The organism is Streptomyces sclerotialus (assembly GCF_040907265.1).
GTDB lineage: Bacteria > Actinomycetota > Actinomycetes > Streptomycetales > Streptomycetaceae > Streptomyces > Streptomyces sclerotialus.
Window position 1 is genome coordinate 4,365,803 of sequence record NZ_JBFOHP010000002.1, and the last position, 18,474, is coordinate 4,384,276.

General features: G+C 72.0%; 14 protein-coding genes. 6 read left to right on the forward strand and 8 right to left on the reverse strand.

Annotation, left to right across the window (positions count from 1 at the left end; all coding sequences use genetic code 11):
* Positions 1 to 16 precede the first annotated feature (16 nt).
* The 3 genes from AAC944_RS19405 to AAC944_RS19415 form a co-directional block, all read right to left on the reverse strand.
* Positions 17 to 673, reverse strand: coding sequence for an SCO family protein (locus AAC944_RS19405; protein WP_030615473.1), 657 nt, complete (start codon positions 671 to 673; stop codon positions 17 to 19).
* Positions 674 to 803: 130 nt separating this feature from the next.
* Positions 804 to 1,676, reverse strand: a complete 873-nt coding sequence (locus AAC944_RS19410) for a YcnI family copper-binding membrane protein (protein WP_078888588.1) — start codon at positions 1,674 to 1,676, stop codon at positions 804 to 806.
* Between the two features lie 123 nt (positions 1,677 to 1,799).
* Positions 1,800 to 2,765: a hypothetical protein gene (locus AAC944_RS19415; protein ID WP_030615481.1), complete on the reverse strand. Its 966-nt coding sequence runs from the start codon at positions 2,763 to 2,765 to the stop codon at positions 1,800 to 1,802.
* Positions 2,766 to 3,537: 772 nt separating this feature from the next.
* Between AAC944_RS19415 and AAC944_RS19420 the strand changes: the two genes are divergently transcribed.
* The 3 genes from AAC944_RS19420 (at position 3,538) to AAC944_RS19430 (ending at position 6,625) form a co-directional block, all read left to right on the forward strand.
* Positions 3,538 to 4,188 (forward strand): ATP-binding protein, encoded by a 651-nt coding sequence (locus AAC944_RS19420; RefSeq protein ID WP_030615484.1) that lies wholly within the window; start codon positions 3,538 to 3,540, stop codon positions 4,186 to 4,188.
* A gap of 240 nt (positions 4,189 to 4,428) precedes the next feature.
* Positions 4,429 to 5,832: a tetratricopeptide repeat protein gene (locus AAC944_RS19425; protein WP_490368267.1), complete on the forward strand. Its 1,404-nt coding sequence runs from the start codon at positions 4,429 to 4,431 to the stop codon at positions 5,830 to 5,832.
* A gap of 157 nt (positions 5,833 to 5,989) precedes the next feature.
* Complete coding sequence (locus AAC944_RS19430) at positions 5,990 to 6,625, forward strand: TetR/AcrR family transcriptional regulator (protein ID WP_030615490.1); 636 nt, start codon at positions 5,990 to 5,992, stop codon at positions 6,623 to 6,625.
* 165 nt (positions 6,626 to 6,790) lie between these two features.
* Here the strand turns inward: AAC944_RS19430 and AAC944_RS19435 are convergent, their stop codons facing one another.
* Both AAC944_RS19435 and AAC944_RS19440 read right to left on the reverse strand, forming a co-directional pair.
* Positions 6,791 to 8,248: an aminopeptidase P family protein gene (locus AAC944_RS19435; protein WP_030615493.1), complete on the reverse strand. Its 1,458-nt coding sequence runs from the start codon at positions 8,246 to 8,248 to the stop codon at positions 6,791 to 6,793.
* 199 nt (positions 8,249 to 8,447) lie between these two features.
* Complete coding sequence (locus tag AAC944_RS19440; RefSeq protein ID WP_030615499.1) at positions 8,448 to 10,271, reverse strand: PP2C family protein-serine/threonine phosphatase; 1,824 nt, start codon at positions 10,269 to 10,271, stop codon at positions 8,448 to 8,450.
* 652 nt (positions 10,272 to 10,923) lie between these two features.
* Between AAC944_RS19440 and AAC944_RS19445 the strand changes: the two genes are divergently transcribed.
* Positions 10,924 to 11,652 (forward strand): bifunctional DNA primase/polymerase, encoded by a 729-nt coding sequence (locus AAC944_RS19445; protein WP_030615501.1) that lies wholly within the window; start codon positions 10,924 to 10,926, stop codon positions 11,650 to 11,652.
* A 391-nt stretch (positions 11,653 to 12,043) separates the two neighbouring features.
* On the forward strand, positions 12,044 to 12,787 hold the full coding sequence (locus AAC944_RS19450) for a hypothetical protein (protein ID WP_030615503.1): 744 nt from the start codon (positions 12,044 to 12,046) through the stop codon (positions 12,785 to 12,787).
* Positions 12,788 to 13,009: 222 nt separating this feature from the next.
* Here the strand turns inward: AAC944_RS19450 and AAC944_RS19455 are convergent, their stop codons facing one another.
* The 3 genes from AAC944_RS19455 to AAC944_RS19465 form a co-directional block, all read right to left on the reverse strand.
* On the reverse strand, positions 13,010 to 13,978 hold the full coding sequence (locus AAC944_RS19455) for a DUF5926 family protein (RefSeq protein WP_030615506.1): 969 nt from the start codon (positions 13,976 to 13,978) through the stop codon (positions 13,010 to 13,012).
* 506 nt (positions 13,979 to 14,484) lie between these two features.
* Complete coding sequence (locus tag AAC944_RS19460) at positions 14,485 to 15,099, reverse strand: ATP-binding protein (protein WP_078888590.1); 615 nt, start codon at positions 15,097 to 15,099, stop codon at positions 14,485 to 14,487.
* Positions 15,100 to 15,207: 108 nt separating this feature from the next.
* Entirely contained in the window at positions 15,208 to 16,074 is an 867-nt protein-coding gene (locus AAC944_RS19465) for a glycerophosphodiester phosphodiesterase (RefSeq protein ID WP_030615512.1), read from the reverse strand.
* 559 nt (positions 16,075 to 16,633) lie between these two features.
* On the opposite strand from AAC944_RS19465, the gene AAC944_RS19470 reads away from it, so the two are divergent.
* Complete coding sequence (locus AAC944_RS19470; protein ID WP_368397291.1) at positions 16,634 to 18,262, forward strand: S1C family serine protease; 1,629 nt, start codon at positions 16,634 to 16,636, stop codon at positions 18,260 to 18,262.
* Positions 18,263 to 18,474 lie beyond the last annotated feature (212 nt).

Consider the following 18,474-nt stretch of genomic DNA (forward strand, 5'->3'; position numbering starts at 1 on the left):
GGAGCGGTGCGGCGGTTCACGGGTTCTGCCCCTTGATGATCTTGGGAAGGGCGTGGGCGTAGTCCTCGGCCCCCGCGTCCTTCATGCCGAGCCAGTGGATCTTGTCGTCCTTCGGGGAGGCCATCAGGACCTGCAGCCCGTGGTCGACGATGATGTCGCCGTTCTTCTTCTTGACCGGCTTCGAGACGCCGACGTTCACGGCCGAGGCGGCGCCCTGGATGGTGTCGAAGTCCCCGGTCAGGCCGACGATGTCGGCGCCGAAACCGTTCAGCCAGGACTTCAGCCGCTTCGGGGTGTCCCGCTCCGGGTCGGTCGTCACGAAGACGATCCGCAGCTTCTTCTGCTCCGCCTTCGGCAGCTGCTTGCGGGCCACGTCGATGTTGCCCATGACGGCCGGGCAGGCGTCGGGGCAGTGGGTGTAGCCGAAGTAGATCAGCGTCGGCCGCCCCTTGGTCTCCTCGATCAGGTCGTACTTCTTGCCGTCGCTGTCCGTGAGGACGAGGTCCGGCTTCTCCATCGGCTGGTCGAGCGTGACGACCGGCTTGGACTGGGTGCCGGAGACGCTGGCCGCGGGGGCGCCGTCGCCCCCGCCGCTGTCGCTGCCGCAGGCGGTGAGGGTGAGGGCCGCGGCGGCCACGAGGGCGGCAGCCGCGAGCTTGGGTGTTCTGCGCATTACTGAGTGATATCCCGTATGTCCGTTGTGTGTGTCGACCGGGCGCACCACCGGCCGGGCGGGCCGGAACGGTGGCGTGCGGAAGCGGCCGGCTCGCGGCCGACCGCTCCCGACAGGTGCAGCGGTCGGTTCAGGTGGTCCGGCGGCGACCGGCGAAGACGCCGAAGCCGATGCCGACGACACCGACCACGATGCCGACCACACCCAGGATGCGGGCGGTGTTGTCGGTGCCGCCGTCGGCCGCGGTCGTGGTGCTCCTGCCGTCGTCCGCGCCGGCCTTGCCGTCCTGCTGGCCGGCCTGGGCGCCCGCGGTGTCCGTACCGCCGCCCTGCTCCGCGTCGGCCGCGTCGACGAGCTTCAGGACCGGCGCGGGGTTCTCGGGCTCCGGCGCGCCCTCCTTGGCGGGCTCGATCCAGCGCACGACCTCCTTGTTGTCGTACGTCTGGAGCGCCTTGAAGACGAGCTGGTCGGCGTCCTCGGGGAGGGCGCCGATCGAGACCGGGAACTGCTGGAACTGGCCGGGCTCGATCTTGCCGCCGGTCCAGGTGATCTTGGTGACCGCTTCCGTGAGCTTCTCGCCGTGCGACTCGATCGGCTTGTCCAGCTTGGACTTGGTGACCTTGACGTCCCAGCCGGGCACCGGCTGCGGCATCGCGGACGCCAGCGGGTGGTCGGTGGGCAGGTCGACCTCCAGCTTCACGGTCGAGGCGTCGTCCCGCTCGTTCGGGACCTTGAAGTCCACGGTCGTGTAGCCGCCCTTGGCGGCCTGCCCCGGCTGCACGGTGACGTGCGCGAACGCGGGCCCCGCGAGCAGCAGCACGACACCAGCGGCGGCACCGCCGACGAGGGGGAGACGGCGCAGGGCGGTACGGCGGCGGGAGGGGGCGGCGGACGGCCCGCGCTCGGCGGGGCCGGCAGACAGGGCGGTGGCCGGGGCGGTGGCCGGGGCTTTGGTCAGGGTGCTGTGCGACCGGGTGTTGCGCGACAGCGTGTTGTCCGACATGGACACTCCTCAGTCAGGAGGGAAGGGAGGCTGATGGTGGCGCGCGTGCGGCGACGGCACGTCAGCCCGCCCGGACCGTGTCCGGGGTCCCGTCCTGCGGGCGTGCGTGAGCTGCGTGTGACGTCAGGCCGCGAGGGCGAAGTGGGGCGGTCCCCGCCTGACGACACTGTGCTGGAGCGCGAGCTCTTCGGGCCCGGCTTTGTCATGCTCGTACGAAACGGGGGCGCGCGGAGTAGGGTCCACGCTGCCCAGCAGTCCGGCGCACAGCGCGTGCACGAGGCGCAGCGCGGTACGCAGTGCGCCCATCGACGCGGTCGCCGTGGCCTCCCGCGCGGCGGGCGCGGAGAGCCGTACCAGCCGCCACAGCGCGGCCTCGCCCCGGCGCAGCAGCCAGCCGGCCGCCAGCGCCGCGAGCAGGTGCCCGAGCAGCATCGGCAGCGACGGCAGCAGCCCCGTCAGGGAACCGAGCCCGAGGTGCTGGGCGGCGGCGGACAACCCCGAGCCGCCACCCGTACCGACCGCACCGTGCGCGGCCATGTCGTGCGCCGCCATGCCCTGCCCGGCCGCGCCGTGCGCCATGGAGGCGTGCGCCATGGAGGCGGGCGCCACGGAGTCCTGCGCGGCGTGGGCGCCCGCCGTCGCGGCGGCTCCGCCCGTCGCGCTCCCCACGGGACCGATGCCGGCCGCGGCGAGCATCTGCCGTGCCTGCGTACCGGTGAGCCGCCCCGCCTCGAACCCGCAGGTCATCTGGCGGGCGAGACCGATCGCCGCACGGTCGCTCAGCCCGTTCACGCCGCCGGCCGGCAGCTGTACCGCGAGGCCGCGCTGGCCCACCATGAAGAGCGCGTGCAGCACGAGCTGCCCGAAGGCGAGCGCTGCGGCGATGCCCGGCAGCGAGCGTTCGCGGCCGGCGAGGGGTACGGCGACGGCCAGTACGCCGACGCAGCCGGCGCCCAGCGTCCACAGCGGAACGGTGGCGCAGGAACCGATCATGTGCCCCGCGGCGGCCAGCGCGACGCAGGCCGCGGTGAACACCGCGGCCCTCAGCAACCGCAGATCGGCCGCGGCGCGCCCCTCGGGGGAAGTCATGGCGGGCGCCATCATCCCACTGCGCGTACCGGACGCATACGGCAGGGCGGACGCTCCCGGACAGGCCGGACCGAGCGAGGGGCGCCGACGGGGGAGACGCCGGGTGGCAGCGGGCCGTGCCGCTGCTCGCGGGGCCCTCGGCGGAGACGGAGCAGCGCAGGACGATGTCCGTGCGATTCCGTGCGATTCCGTGCGCTGTCCGTGCGGTGACCGGGGACGCGAGCCGGATATGGGGGAAGGCCGGGTATGGGGGAAGGCCGGGTACAGGAGAAGACCGGGTACGGGAGAAGAGGAGAGAAAGGGACGGTGCGGGCCCGTCCAGAGGCCATGGCCGCTTCCGGACAATCCGAAGCCCCGTCTGGAGGACGTCTGCGAAGGCAGCCACACGAATGCGTCTGGACGATCCGCTGCCCCTCTCGTACGCGTGTGCGCGACTGTCCCACCCGCACAATCAGTAGAAAGATGCAAACGATCGTAGACGGACAGTAAGCGGTTTCAAATGGTCACTCGACGCGACGCGTCCCCACCTCATGACCAGGGCCGTCGCCCCGGCCCCGCCCCGGAGGGCCGGTGAACCCGCGGAAGATCGGCCGGAGTGCCGCTACCGCAATTGGAGGGGCGCACGCAGGGGCGCGCCCACGGGCCTTTTACACCGGTACGCTCAATGGCCGCGTCCGCCGAATGGGCGGAGTCACGTCAAACCCACGCTTACCGACCATGGAGCGCGGCAATACGTATCGATATGTCGAGCCGCGGCCAGGAGGCTGGAGCGATGAGCATCTGGTGGTCCCTCCATCTTCGGCGGGAGGCAGCGAGCGTGCCGCTCGCGCGCCGTCTGCTGCTGGGGACGATGGAGACCGCGGGCGTCGACCCGGACGTCTGTTACGACCTTTCGCTCGCCCTCTCCGAAGCCTGCGCCAACGCCGTCGAGCACGGCGACGGCGTGGCGGAGGAGTACCGCGTCACGGCGTTCATCGACGGCGACACGTGCCGCATCGAGGTCACCGACTCCGGACCCGGGTTCCATGACCGCTCGGAACGCTTGGACCGGTCGGACGGGGCACACCGGTCGGACGGGCCGGGTCGTTCCGACGGGTCGGGTCGGCCGGACGGGCCGAGCCGGTCGGACGGGCCGGTCCGATCCACCGGTCCCGGTTCCGGTTCCGTTCCTGGAACCGGCCCTGGGTCCGGACCTGGAACCGGGCCCCACGACCGTTCGCCCAGCTCCCCCCGGACGGAACCCGCTCCGCTCCGCCGACACGCCCCCGCCCCCGCTCAGGCCGAGCACGGACGGGGGCTCTTCTTGATCGAGGCGCTCACCGACCAGGTCCGCTACCGCAACCGCACGGGGCGCCGGGGCGCGGTGGTCAGCTTCGACAAGGTCCTCAAATGGCGCGAGGGCGCGCTGCTCCAGATGCCGTGACGTTTCTCCACCGCCGCTCGTGACCTGGTCCCAATTCCCTGACCAGGCACGCTGCTGTGATCTACGCTGAACTCCCGTGCCGTACAAGGCGGGAACTTCTTCTCGCGCTCTCGTGCGGTACACGGCGGGAGGGGGAGCGGGATGAACGGCGGCGGTGCCGGAACCGGTCACGGCGGCGGTGCCGGAACCGGTCACGGCGGCAGTGCCGGAACCGGTCACGGCGGCAACGACGCCCGGGCGATGGGCCATGGCCGGGTCTACCAGGCATCCGGCGACCAGCACATCATCGAGCACCACTACCACGGTTCCGAGGGCGGTCCGGGCGGTCCGGGCGGCACCGGTGGCACCGGCGGCGCGTGGTCCGGCCTGGACTCCGTCCGCTGGCCTTCCGTGGGCCGCGCCCCCACCGTGCTGCGCGACCGCACGGAACTGATGGACCGGCTCCGGGCAGCGGTCGCCTCCGACGCGGGCGGCCAGGTGTACGTCCTGCACGGCCTCGGCGGCTGCGGCAAGACGGCCGTCGCGTACACCCTGTTCCAGTACGCCACGTCCCAGGCGGGCCGCATCGCCCTGCGCGGACTGCTCGACCAGTCCCTGACAGAAGTGATCGCAGGAGGCGTCCGGTCTCTTCGTACCCATTCCGTGGTGCTGGACAGCGTCTGGCGGAGCATCCCGGCGGAGCTGTGCGACGAGCTGGTCACCGTGGCGGTTCAGCAGCTGCTGTCCGTACTCCCGGAAGTGCCGCAGCGCGGTGACGTGGATGCCCGTACGAGCCTGCTCGCCCCTCACGCGGTCAGGTTGCTGCGGAGGGCGGTCGACCGGCCGGATGTGGGGCACGCGGCGGTCGAAGGGGCCGCGGAGGCACTGCTGCGTCTGGTGGTCGCCCTGCACCGGGCCGGCGACTACGCACCTGCGCTGGCGGTGGCGGAGCAGGCGGTGAAGCTGGGAAAGCGGCGACTGGGAGCGGACAACCCGGTCATTCTGCGGCTCCGCCAGCGGATGGGGCGTGCACTTAACCGGGTCGGCCGCTTCGAAGAGGCCGAGACGGTGCATCGCGCGGCATTGGCTGACTGTGAGCGCCGACAGCTCTCTCTGGACACGTGGGAAAGCTGCTTGGGGCTGGCCCGGGTGCTCTGGCTGCAGGGCCAGCTGGCGGAAGCGGAGGTGCTGGTCCGACGAGCCGTGGAGGGGCGAACGGAAGTTCTGGGCGCGACGCACCCCCTGACGCTGCGGGCACGGACGGACCTGATCGAAGTGCACGAGGACACCCGGCTGGAAGAAGACCTCGCAGCCGGAGCGGCCCTCATCGTCGACTGCGATCGCGCCCTCGGGGCACGTCACCAGGTCTCACTGTTCGCCAAGCAGGCTTACGCCCTTGTGAAGTTCTTCGCGGGGAGGCCGGCCGAAGCGCTTCCTCTCGCCCGCGAAATCTTCACCGCTTACGACAGTGCCTTCGAGCCCACCTACCAGATCACTCTGTCGGCTCATACGCTCCTGGCCCGGGTCCTCGCTGCACTCGGCGAGCAGGCGGAGGCGGTGGAGCAGGCCGAGGCGGTGGTCGAAGGACAGAAGCAGTCGCTCGGTCCGCAGCACCCGTGGACGCTGGAGTCGGCAGAGCGACTGGCACAGTTCCGGGCCATGTAGAGAACAGCGCCCCGGGCGCACCCCCATGCCGAGTCCCCCGTGCTCGGCGTCCCCCGGTGGGTGCGCCGCAGGGCGCACGCGCTAACGCGAAGTGACTCGCGTTAGCGATCTGGACAATACTTCGTGTGATCGATCGCTGGCAATCCGGAGTGCCTTCATGAGCACAACGCAGCGCCCCCCAGGCAGAACCCGCCCCGGGGGCCGTACCGCACGCACCCGTACCGCCGTGCTCGACGCCGTCTTCGACGAGCTGGGCGAGACCGGGTTCGCCGCGCTGTCGATGGAGCGGGTCGCGCAGCGGTCAGGCGTGCACCAGGCGACGATCTACCGCCGCTGGCGCACCGTCGAGGGCCTCGTCTGCGCCCTGCTCACGGAACGCAGCGCGGGCATCCCGCTGCCCGACACCGGCTCGCTCTGCGGCGACCTGCGCGCCCTCGCCCGCAGCATCAAGGGGTTCTTCGAGGACGGGCGTAACCAGGCCATGATCGAGGCGGTGGTCTCGGCGGCCGCCCGCGATCCGCGCGCGGAGGAGGTGCTGCGGGACTTCTTCACCGACCGCCTCGCCGTCGCCGGCGCCATGGTGCGGCGGTCCGTCGACCGCGGTGAGCTGCCCGCCGACACGGACGCCGAGGCGGTGGTGGCCGCCCTGGGCGCGCCCTTCTACTACCGCATCCTGGTCGTGCGGCAGCCGATCGATGCGTGTCTCGTGGAGTCCGCCGCGATCGCCACGTACACGGCGGCCAAGGCGGGTGCGTACGTCCGTACGGTCTCGTCCGCCGCCCGTACGGACTGAGCAGAACGGGTGGGTGTTCCGCAGAACAGCAGAACACCCACCCGTTCCGGCAGCACCCGGAGGTCACACGGACTCTCGTCGGCTCTCGGCCCTTCAGCCCTTCAGCCGTTGAGTCCTCCAGTCCTTCAGTCCTTCAGTCCTCCAGTCCTCCAGCCGTTCGGTCCTTCAGCCCTTCAGGCGGGCCATCCACTCCTCGACCTCGTCCGAGCGGCGCGGCAGGGCCGCCGAGAGGTTCCGGTTGCCGTCGGCCGTGACGAGGATGTCGTCCTCGATGCGGACGCCGATGCCGCGGTACTCCTCGGGGACGGTCAGGTCGTCGGCCTGGAAGTACAGGCCGGGCTCGACGGTGAGGACCATGCCGGGTTCGAGCGTGCCGTTGACGTACGACTCCGTACGGGCGGCCGCGCAGTCGTGGACGTCCAGGCCGAGCATGTGACCCGTGCCGTGCAGGGTCCAGCGGCGCTGCAGGCCCAGCTCCAGTACGCGCTCGACCGGGCCCTCGACCAGGCCCCACTCCACGAGGTGCTCGGTGAGGACGCGCTGCGCGGCATCGTGGAAGTCACGGAAGCCGGCGCCCGGCTTCACGGCCGCGATGCCCGCCTCCTGCGCCGCGTACACCGCGTCGTAGATCTTGCGCTGGAGGTCGGAGTAGCGGCCGTTGATCGGCAGGGTGCGGGTGACGTCGGCCGTGTAGAGGGAGTTCGTCTCCACGCCCGCGTCGAGCAGCAGCAGGTCGCCGGAGCGGACCTCGCCGTTGTTGCGTACCCAGTGCAGGGTGCAGGCGTGCGGCCCGGCGGCGCAGATCGAGCCGTAGCCGACGTCGTTGCCCTCGACGCGGGCCCGGAGGAAGAACGTTCCCTCGATGTAGCGCTCGGACGTCGCCTCGGCCTTGTCCAGGACCTTCACCACGTCCTCGAAGCCGCGCACCGTCGAGTCGACGGCCTTCTGCAGCTCACCGACCTCGAAGGCGTCCTTCACCAGACGCGCCTCGGAGAGGTACACGCGCAGTTCTTCGTCGCGCTCGGCGGTGACCTTGTCGGTCAGCGCCGCCTCGATGCCGGCGTCGTGGCCGCGGACGACGCGGACCGGCCCGGTGGCCTCCTTCAGCGCGTCGGCCAGCTCACGCACGTCCTTGCAGGGCATGCCGTACAGCACCGCGGCCTCGGTGAGGCTGTGCCGGCGGCCGACCCACAGCTCGCCCATGCCGTCGAGCCAGAACTCGCCGTTCTCGCGGTCGGAGCGGGGCAGGCGGTACAGCGTCGCGTCGTGCGCGTCCCCGTTGGGCTCCAGGACCAGGACGCTGTCGTCGGTCTGGTCGCCGGTGAGGTAGACGTACTCGGTCGCGGCGCGGAAGGAGTACTCGGTGTCGTTGGAGCGGGTCTTGAGATTGCCCGCGGGGATCACCAGGCGCTCGCCGGGGAACCGGCGGGACAGCGCGGCGCGCCGCTCGGCGGCGTTCGAAGCCTGCTCGATGGGCTGGAGGTCGCGCAGTTCCGTGTCGGCCCAGCCGGACTTCATGTTGTCGGCGAGCTCGTCGGAAACGCCCGGGTAAAGGCCGTTCTTGCGCTGCTTGATCGGCTGCTCGTCCTCGTCCGGGGTCTCCGGAGTGAGCTCGTCGGCCACGGTGCCTCCTCGTCGTAATTGGACGCTTTCCATCGTATGTGCGGATGGAAAGCGGTCCAGGGGGAGGAAGCTGTGACTTCTCAGGCACTCCCTCCTTGGCCGGGTGACGTTCGGCATGACCTTCGGCGGACGTTCGGCATGACGTTCGGCGGACCTTCGGCATGACGTTCGGCAGGCCTCTCGTGTGCCGCTGAGCCTGTCAGGGCTCGAAGCGGGCCGCCAGCAGGACGACGTCCTCGGGCGAGCTCTCGTCCGCCAGGCCGCCCTGGGGCAGCATCGCGCTGACGAGGTGATCGACAAGGGCTTCCGGGTCCTCCCGTACGGAGCGGGGCAGGCCGGACGCCGCGGTGTGCAGCCGGGCGAAGGCACGGTCCACCGGTTCGCCGGTGCGGTGCAGCAACCCGTCGCTGTAGAGAAGAAGGGTTTCTCCAGGCAGCGGTTCGAGATCCACGCTCGGCGCTTCCCAGCACGACAGCATGCCGAGCGGCGCGGACAGCGAGGTCTCCACGAACTCCGTACGGTGCTCGCCGACGAGCAGCGGCGGACAGTGGCCGGCGCCGGCCAGCAGGAGCTTGTGGGCGCGCGGCTCGCCCAGCGGGTCCGCCACCGGTGGCTCTGCGAATGCGAAGAGCGCGGTCGCGCTGCGCGCCGGCTCGGTCAGCCGCAGCAGCAGTTCGAGATCGGAGAGGACCGCGACCGGGTCCTCGCCCTCCATGACGGCGTACGCGCGCAGCGCCGCCCGCAGCCGGCCCATGGCGGCCACCGCGCTCGGCCCGGAGCCGGTGACGGAGCCGACGGACAGGCTCAGCGCGCCGTCGGGGAGCGGCAGCGCGTCGTACCAGTCGCCGCCGCCGTACGGCCCCGCCGCGTGCCGTACGGCGAGCCGGACGCCGGGCACCTGGGGCAGCCGGGCGGGCAGCAGTTCCGCGCGCAACGTCTGCTCCGAACGGCGCCGGCGGTCCAGCTCGATCAGGCGGGAGAGGTGCGCGGTGGCGTAGGCGCGGTACATGCCGAGGAGGCGGCGCCCGCGTGCGGTGGGCTCGGCGGGCTCGTCGTAGAGCCAGACGGCGACACCGAGGGGGCGGACGGGGCGCGTGGCGGCTGCTCCTTCGCGCCCTCCTCCGTGTCCTCCTTCACCGGTCTCCTCGCCTGCTTCGGTACTCCCTGTACTCGGAGTACTCGGAGTACCTGGAGCACTCGGAGTACTCCCTGTACCCGGACCGGTACCTGCTCCTGGTTCCGACCCCGGCCCCGGCCTCGTCCCTCCGCCTGTCACCCCATCAGGCCCGCCCCTCGAAGTACCGCCGGTGTCCGGCGCCTCGGAGGCCACCGGCTCGGCGACAGCCGACTCCATGGCCGGCAGCCCTGTCGTCAGCGGTTCGGCGGCCGGCGGTACAGCGATCAGCGGTACGGCGTAACTAGCGGCGTAGCCGAGGCGGGCGGCGACCGTGCGCAGCCGGGGGTCGAGGCCGGGCTCAGCGGCGATGTCGGGCTGCGAGAGCTCAAGGGGGAGCTCATGAGGTGCCGCGGATGCCGCAGATGCCGTGGACGCTGCAGATGCCGCAGCTGCCGTGGATGCCGTGGACGGTCCGGTCGCGGCGTGAGGGGCGGCGTCGGCGACCTGCGGCGGCGCTCCGTCGAGGATGCGTCCCACCGGCGTCAGGCGGCGCGGCACGGTTTCCAGGTGGCCGAGGTCCGCGGGGCCGAGGCCCAGGCCGGTGGTGGTGTCGGGGCCGAGGCCGTCGGGTGGTTCGAGGGTGACCAGGCCGCGGCGGGCGCCGACGAGGAGCGCGCCGGCCCGGAGCACCTCGTCCAGCGCGGCGTCGAGGGAGCTCGTACGAGCCAGCCGCTCGGTGAGGTCATGGAGGGTGGTGAGGTCGGAGAGCCAGGCGGTCAGCCGGTCGAGGGCGGCGGCCGGGTGGGCGGTGGAGGGAGCTCCCGGGGTGGTGGGGGCCGCAGTGTGCGCCGGTCCGGGAAGCGTGGGTTCGATTCCGGCCACTTTCGGGGCGTGGGGGGCCGTCATGGCCTGCGGCTTACGTAGATCCGGGCATCGTCCGAGGTGAGGCCGTCGGCCTGGGAGGTTCGCGGTGGTGGTGTACGGGCATTTGTCTTATTTGCCCGCCAGTTGATTTCGCTCAATAGCATCGCAAACCCCCATGTCATGCTGCTCCGCTATCAATGGGATACACATGTACACGCAGCGATGTTGCGTGTCCAGCACTGCCCTGGTGAGGATTATGGTGTCAGTGTGGCGAAGAGATTGGCCGAAAAATAGCCCCTTGAAGGTCAATTTGCGGTCGACTGACGGCGATCAACAGCGCGTCATCTCCACCATGGGGGTACGTACTCGGATAGGTGCGGGGCCAGTTGGGGCCGTGCCGGAACTCTCCGAAGGGCGCGGGCGTCTTACGCGGTGACGACCGGGCCGCACCCCCACGTGGCGGGATTGCACCACAGGACAGCAAGCGCCATGCGCGCGCCACCCCCCGCCATGTTCCACGCTCGGCGTACGGCGTGATGCGCTGCCTTATACGCGCAGTGACGAATGATCTACGTGGTGTGATCCGCGCCCGGTGCGGCGGCGCACCGCACAGCGGCATGAACCACAGCGGCATGAACCGGCATGTAGTGCGATGGACATGACCCTCGGCGTTTACGGAAAGGAACGAGCGCTCATGCGCGAGATCCTCGGAAGGCGACGCAAGTTCCAGCTCCGGCGCGGCGGACGGTCGGCACTGCTCGGCGCGGCGCTCCAGTGCGCCACCGAGTGGCACTGGCCCGTACTCCCCGGCGTCGGCCTCCGCTCGGGCGGCAGGCCCGCCCGGGGGGCGCAGCCTGCCGCCCGGGGGGCGCAGCAGACGCGACCCTGCGGCTGCCCCGACCCGGACTGTGCGGTGCCCGGTGCGCACCCCTTCGACCCCGGCCTGCTGGCCGCCACGACCGACGCCCGGATGGTGCGCTGGTGGTGGACGAACCGCCCGGACGCCCCGGTCGTGCTGGCCACCGGCGGCAAGGCGCCGTGCGCGGTGAGCCTGCCGGCCGTGGCCGGTGCCCGGGCGCTCGCCGAGCTGGACCGCACGGGTGTGGCGGTCGGCCCGGTGGTGGCCACCCCCACCCGCTGGACGCTGCTGGTCGCGCCGTACTCCCTGCCCGAGCTGGGGGAGTTGCTGTACGCGCAGGACCTGGTGCCGAGCTCGCTGCGGTTCCACGGGGAGGGCGGCTATGTCGTCCTACCGCCGTCGCAGACCGGCGCGGGCAAGGTGCGCTGGGAGCGCCCGCCGGCCGCGCGCGCCTCCACGAAGCGCTCCGGCGCGCCCTGGCTCCCGGACGTCGCCACGGTGGTGGACGCGCTGGTGGAGGCGAGCGCCGGCGCCCCGGGCGGCGGCAGCCGACTCGCGTACTGACCGACCCTACGCAGGCGCGACGTGAGCCCCGCTCTCCTGTCCTCCGCCCTTCTGTCCCCCTGCCCCCTGTCTCCCCTGTCCCTGCTTCTCTCCCTGTTTCTCTCCCTGCTTCTGTCCCCCTTCCGGTGGGCCCCATCGGCGATACGGCGCGCGGGAGATTCACTCGTACGGGTGTGAGTCAAGCGTCCATCCATGGGAAACGGGTGCGCGGCCCCCGACAGGGCGCCCCGTCCCCGATATGTTCGGCCCACCGTCAAGCCGTTCGGGGTGCCCGGCGGCTCTCCGCATTCGTGGCGGAGGCCCACCGGGCACCCCGAAGGCCTAAGTCAGAGCCTGTGAGCGGCCCCTGGTCACCGGGGCGGCCGCGGACTCTCAACCGCAGGTGGGTCCCATGGTTCGCGAGTCGAACGTCCGCATGATCGCGCTCGCGAGCACCATCGCGCTCGCTCTCACGCTGCCTCTGGCCGCCGCCATCGCCGGCCCGTCCGGGCCCGGGGACCCGGCACCCGCGGCCAAGCCGTCCGCTTCGGCGCAGCCCCGTGGGAACGTCGTCGGGCAGGCCACCGCCGCCCAGGACGGCGAGCGGCCGCCGGGCACGCCGCGTGGCTCCGCCCAGGACGCCCCGCTGCCCGGCCGCCCGGGCTCCGCGGGGAGCGGCCCCGCGAGCGGTCCCGCGCGGGACGACGGCCGGCCCGGCAGCGAGCGCGGCGACCTGCTCACCGGCCTCGGCCTCGACGCGGGCGCGGGACGCGAAGACGGCCGTACCGCTCGCTGCGGCCCCGAAGTCACTTCGCGCCACGGCATCAAGGCACAGACCTGCGTGCTGACCACGAACGGTTCCGTCGACGGCGCTGCCGACGGCCGCACCAAGGCCGTCATGTACTACCGCAACACCTCGGGAGAGCCCCTGCGCGCGGTGCTGACCCTCATGCGCCCCGACGGCCGGACCGTACAGACGCATTGCACGTTGCCGGCGGCGAACGAGCCGGGGAGCTGTGCGACGCCGTCCGGCGCGACGGTACGGGGGAGCGCGCCGTACGCGGCGGTCGCGGAGATCGCGGACGTACGGGGTGACCGGCTGCTGCTGCGGGCGGGGAGCAACTCCGCGCCGCCCGGGGCGGGTACCGGCCGCTGAGCGCATCCGAAGACAGCTGGGCTCGGACCGAGCCCGGACCGCGTCCGGACATGGAAGCGCCCGGTCGCTGGCGACGGGGGATGCACCAGCGACCGGGCTCCTAGAACGGTAACAAGAGATCGGCCGTTCGCAAATTCGATCGCGGAATTCCGGACGCTTATTTACCGGTGGGTACGGCGGATGTGACGGGAGTCACCGCAAACGTTTCCGGCGCGGTCACTGTCAGCTCAGCGTCACCTGACGGTTGGTGAGCCCGCCGCGCGCCCGGCGCTCGGCCGGCGTGAGCGGCGCGTCCGAGGCGAGCGCCTCCGCGAGCCGCTCGCCGAACTCCGTGGCCGGCTTGGTGATCTCTTCGGCCGTCAGGTCCGTCGGCAGGTCCCAGACCGGTACGACCAGACCGTGCGCCCGGAACGAACCGACCAGCCGCGTGCCCTCGCCCAGCGAGGAGGCGTCCGCGGCGTGCAGCCGGGCGAGCGCGTCCAGCAGCTTCTCCTCGGGGTGGTCCATCACCCAGCGCAGGTGGTTCTTCTCGCCCGCGTCGCACCAGTACGCGCCGGTGAGGCCGGCCAGGCGGGCGGTGGGGATGGCGGCGGCGTTGGCCCGCTCCAAGGAGGCGGCGACCTCGCCGGTGGCGTTCTCGGCGTCCTCGATCCAGAACTCGAAGCCGGAGTGCACGGTGGGCTCGAAGGGCGCGGCCGGATCCAGCAGGTCCTGCAGACGCGGGCCGTCGGCGGCGGCCCGGCCCGCCGCGACCGGGGTGCCCGGGTCGGCGGCCAGCGCCCGCTGGAGGGTGTCGGCGAGGTCGCGGCTGAGGTCACCGGAGGCGGTGTCGTTCTGCAGGCCGAGCAGGACCGAACCGTCGTCGCGGCGCAGCGCGGGCCAGGCCATCGGCAGTACGGTCGCCAGCGTCACCGAGGGCACGCCCTCGGGCAGCCCGCCCTTCAGGGACAGCTCGGCGGTGGCGGCGGGCACCAGCTCGCGCAGCGCCACCCAGTCGCACTCGCCCGGCAGGCCCTCGAAGGGGCGCTGCACCAGTTCGGTCACGGCGTGCGCCGCGGCCCGCCCGTGGCAGGCCTTGTAACGGCGGCCCGACCCGCAGGGGCAGGGCTCGCGGGCGCCGACGACGGGCACCTCGCCGTCCGTGATCTGCGGGGTGACGGCCTTGGTCTGGGGACGGCGCTTCTTGCCCATGGCGAGGGGTTCTCCTGGTCGTTCCGAGTCGTTCCGACGCGTATCGGCGCGAGCCTAGGGCATGTGCCACGCCAACGCCCCGCCTCCGGCCGCCGGCCCTGTGCCGGTCGCCGTCCGGGGAAGCGACATGGCGTCCCTGTACGGGTGCTCCTGTACGGGTGTCCCTGTACGGGTACTCCTGTGCGGGTGTCCCTGTGCGGGCGTCCGTGTACGGGCGTCTCTGTACGGGCGTCCGTGTACGGGCAGGGCTGTGCGGTCGGAGCCGTACGGGACGACGGGACGACGGGTACGACAGGCGCGACGGGTGCATCGGGCACCACGGGTGTGCATCGGGCACCACGGGTGCACCGAGCACCACGAATGCACCGGACACCACGGATGCACGCTGCGCCACGGATGCAGCGTGCATCACGGATGCAGCGTGCACCACGGGCACGGCAGGCGCATCGACCAAGGCCGTACGGCGAACAGCCCTTGCCGTGAACCGTGAAGGGGCCCGCTCCGCCCTAAGCCGGTTCGTCCAGTTCCGCCAGGGCGCTTCTCAGCTCGGCCGGTAGGCCGGCCGCCAGGTCCATGCGCGTGGCGAACGCGTCGTGCAGCGACAGCGTCGCCCAGACCGTGACCTCGCCGTGCCCGTCCCGTACGCCCCAGTCCTTGGCGAGCGAGCGGATGATGGCCAGTCCCCGGCCGCCGCGCGCGGTCACCGAGGGAGTGGCTGGAAGTGGTCGGGTCGGGCCCCCGCCGTCGGTGACCGAAACGGTCAGCTGACCCCGCGCGTCGATGCGCCAAGCGGCCCGCACCGAATCGGCTTCGCCGTCCGGGGACCCTTCCGCGCGTAGGGGACTCGCATGTCTGCAGGAATTGCTGAGCAATTCGGAAAGAATGAGTACGGCATCATCGACGACCGTGTCCTGAACTCCGCTTGTCAGCAGCTCATCGCGCATACGCCGCCTGGCCGAACCCACGCCCGCAGGACCATGGGGTACGGCCATGGTCGACGACGTCGGCACCTCCTGTGCCACCACCAACGCCACCCCCGAGACCTCCTTTGCCCCACGCCACGGGATGAATGCCCCATTGCGATGGACCGGAAACCGGCCAATCCGCATGCGGTGACGCACTCGTATCGATCAGATACGGGCTGAATGCGCCGGTGCACTCCCCGTGAGGAGAAGGTGTCCGAAGTGGCGACCTGGGCACTCCGCGGCCGTCTTTGCGACCCTCACCCCTTAAGCCGGGTTCAGCTGATTCCTCACCTGCTTGGGGCGGTTCGTGATGATTGCGTCCACGCCCAGCTCGCGGCAGAGCGCCACATCCGCTTCCTCGTTCACGGTCCACACGTGCACCTCGTGCCCCGCGCGGTGCGCCTTGGCCACGTAGTCCGGGTGCGCGCGGAGCATACGGATGCTCGGTCCCGCGATCCGTACGCCTCGCGGCAGGCGCCCCTCGCGGTGCCGCGGGGTCATGAACTGCATGAGGTACACGGCGGGCACGGCCGGCGCGGCGGCCCGCACGCGCTGCAGCGAGCGGGCCGAGAAGCTCATGACGCGGACGGCGGGCGGCGTGCCGGGCGCCGGCTTGGTGTGCCCGAACCGCTCCAGCAGCTCGACGAGCCGCGCCTCGACCTGGCCCGCCCAGCGGGTCGGGTGCTTGGTCTCGATGGCCAGTTCCACGCGGCGGTCCGCGTCGTCGACCAGTTCCAGCAGCCGTTCCAGGGTGAGTACGGACGTACGTTCGGTGTCGCCCGCCGCCTCGTGGACGCTGCCCAGCTCCGGATGGCGGCCGTCAGGTGCCTCGCCGGCCGCGTCGTCCTTCCAGGAACCGAAGTCCAGCGCGGCCAGATCGGACAGCTCCAGGGTGGAGACGGCGCCGCGCCCGTTGGAGGTGCGGTTGATCCGGCGGTCGTGCACGCACACCAGGTGGCCGTCGGCGGTCAGCCGGACGTCGCACTCCAGCGCGTCCGCGCCGTCCTCGATGGCCTTCCGGTACGCGGCCAGGGTGTGCTCCGGAGCGTCCTCGGACGCCCCACGGTGTGCTACGACGGAAATGGCGGGTGGTCCGGGACGGACACCTGATGCCGGGCGCGCAGTGGTCACCGGGTCATCGTGCCATCGTGGGATGGCGGGCCGTCCGGTCGGTGCCGGAACCCGTACCGGTTCCGTACGGTTTCATGGTGGCCGTTCTGGTCGCGCTCGTGCCGTTCTGGTCGCGCGCGTTGCTCAGGTTGGCCTCGTTGCCCTTGTTGCCCTTGTTGGTGCTCTTGATGGTCGCCGGTGCTGGTCAGCGGCGTCACCTGAAGCATTACCAGGGGATGCGCCGCAAATGTCCGGGATAAAGGATGATGGCAAGGTCACAGCCTCGGCTTACGGTGCCCTGACGGCCTGTGGGAAAGGCTTGAACCGGACACTCCTGTATAACGTCACGCCGACATGTCACCGTCAAGCCGATACGCCACGCACCGCTCGAACATGCCGGCCCCGTCATCGGGCCGGCACGGTCAGGAAGCTGAGGAGAGAGCTGTGAGCACCGAGAACGAGGGCGCCGCCGTCCCGCCGGAGGCGGAGCCGCAGGCGCCCGCCGGGGCCAAGGGGTCGGCCGCGCCCGCGTCCGGCGCGCAGACTCCGCACACCCCCGAGCACGCACCACCCCGCCCGGATTTCGCCCCGTCGGTGGGCCCCGGGCCCACCCCCCCACCAGAACGCGCCCGCCGACGAGGCGCCCGGGGCGCAGCCGCACGAGGCTCGTGCCAAAGAAGCCGCAGGGGCGCAGCCGCACGAGGCTTCCGCCGCCCCCGCGCCGCAGGGTGCTCCCGCGGGGGCGGGCGCCGACCCGGCTCCCGCCTCCGGCCCTGCCCCCGGCCCCGGCTGGTCGCAGGACCCGCAGCACACCGCAGCCTTCGCCGCCGTCCCGCCCGGCGGCGGCATCCCGCCCGGCGGATCTCCGCACGACGCGCCCCCGCATGGCGGCGCCCCCCACGGAGGCGCCCCCCACGGAGGCGCCCCTCAGGGTGGCGCCCCCTACCCCACCGGCACCGGCACCGGCGTCGGCGCAGGCGCAGGCGCAGGCGCAGGTGGCTGGGGCGCACCCCCACAGCCCCCGTACGGCGGTGGTGGCGGCGGCTGGGGCGCCCCCGTGGGCCCGCCCGTCGACAGGCCGCGCCGCCGCGGCGGCCTGATCGCCGCCGTACTGGTCGCAGCGCTGGTCGCGGGCGGCGTAGGCGGCGGCATCGGCTACTGGGCCGCCGGCCAGAACGACACGTCGTCCACGACCGTCTCCGCCTCCGGCGACCCCCAGGCACTCAACCGCAAGCCGACCTCGGTCTCCGGTATCGCCCAGCGCGCGCTGCCCAGCGTCGTGACCATAGACGCGCAGGGCGCGGGCGGCGAGGGCGGCACGGGCACCGGCTTCGTGTACGACAAGCAGGGCCACATCCTCACGAACAACCACGTCGTGGCGAGCGCGGCGGAGGGCGGCAAGCTCTCGGTGACGTTCTCCGACGGCAAGAAGTACGACGCCGAGGTCGTGGGCCGCGCCGAGGGCTACGACGTCGCCGTCATAAAGCTCAGGAACCCCTCCGACGCCAAGCTCACCCCGCTCCCACTGGGCAAGTCCGCGAACGTCGCGGTCGGCGACGCGACCATCGCCATCGGTGCCCCGTACGGCCTGTCCGGCACGGTGACCACCGGCATCATCAGCGCCAAGGACCGCCCGGTGGCGTCCAGCGACGGCGGCGGTTCGAACGCCTCGTACATGTCCGCGCTGCAGACGGACGCGTCGATCAACCCCGGCAACTCCGGCGGCCCCCTCATGGACGCCTCCGGCAACGTGATCGGCATCAACTCGGCGATCCAGTCGGCGGGCAGCGGCAGCAGCGATCCGTTCGGCGGCGGCGAGAGCCAGGCGGGCTCGATCGGCCTCGGCTTCGCCATCCCGATCGACCAGGCCAAGCGGGTCGCGAACGACCTGATCCGTACCGGCAAGCCGGTGTACCCGCAGATCGGCGTGCAGGTCGGGATGCGGGAGAACAGCGACGGCGCGACGATCGCCGAGCGCGGCAACGGCGGCACGGACGCCGTCACCAAGAACGGCCCGGCCGACAAGGCCGGCCTCAAGCCGGGCGACAAGATCACCAAGCTCGACGACACGGCCATCGACAGCGGCCCGACCCTGATCAGCGAAATCTGGCAGCACAACCCCGGCGACAAGGTGACCCTCACGTACGAACGCGACGGCAAGGAACACACCGCCGAAGTAACCCTCGGCCAACGCGTAGGCGACAACTGACCCCCACCCGCCGCACGCGACGGACGGGCCTGGGGCGGTGCGGCGCACGCGACGGGGGGCCTGGGTCGGCGGACGCCATGTGGACGGGCCCGAAGCGGCGGACGCGGCGGGCGGTCTGGGTCGGCGGACGCCACGGACGGGCCTGGTGCGACGCACGCGGCGGGCGGCCTGGGACAGCGCACGCCACGGACGAGCCTGGGGCAGCGGACGCG